Origin of the sequence: Aeromicrobium phragmitis, assembly GCF_003674095.1 — a bacterium.
Classification (GTDB): domain Bacteria; phylum Actinomycetota; class Actinomycetes; order Propionibacteriales; family Nocardioidaceae; genus Aeromicrobium; species Aeromicrobium phragmitis.
Genome location: NZ_RDBF01000069.1, coordinates 1 through 479, shown reverse-complemented (window position 1 = coordinate 479; position 479 = coordinate 1). Strand labels below are relative to the sequence as shown.

Here is a 479-nt window from a genome sequence, read left to right as displayed (position 1 = left end):
GACCCTGACCGTGGTCGCCGACTTCGGGGTCCCGGTCCGCCGCCTGTGGGACGCGTACGTCGATCCCCGGCAGATCGAGAAGTTCTGGGGCCCGCCCGAGTGGCCCGCCACCTTCACCCGCCACGACGTCGCCCCCGGTGGCCGCTCGGACTACTACATGACCGGCCCGGACGGCGAGAAGTCCGCGGGATTCTGGGAGTTCCTCTCCGTCGACCCGCTCCGGTCCTTCGAGGTGCGCGACGGCTTCGCCACCGACGACGGCTCACCCAACCCGGACATGCCCTCGATGCGGATGGTCTTCACGTTCGAGGAGACGGACCGGGGTTCGCGGTTGATCACCACGACGCACTTCAACTCGGTCGAGGAACTCGAGCAGCTCGTCGGCATGGGCATGGAGGACGGCATGCGTGCCGCGATGGGCCAGATCGACGAGGTGCTGGCCGACCTCGCCTCGTTCGCCGCCGGACGCGGAACCGAGA

Annotated in this window: 1 protein-coding gene; it reads left to right on the top strand. The window is 69.1% G+C overall.

Annotated features, from left to right (window positions below; translation table 11 throughout):
* A partial coding sequence (locus D9V41_RS16285) for an SRPBCC family protein (protein WP_133434235.1) occupies window positions 1–479 on the top strand: 479 nt, incomplete at both ends.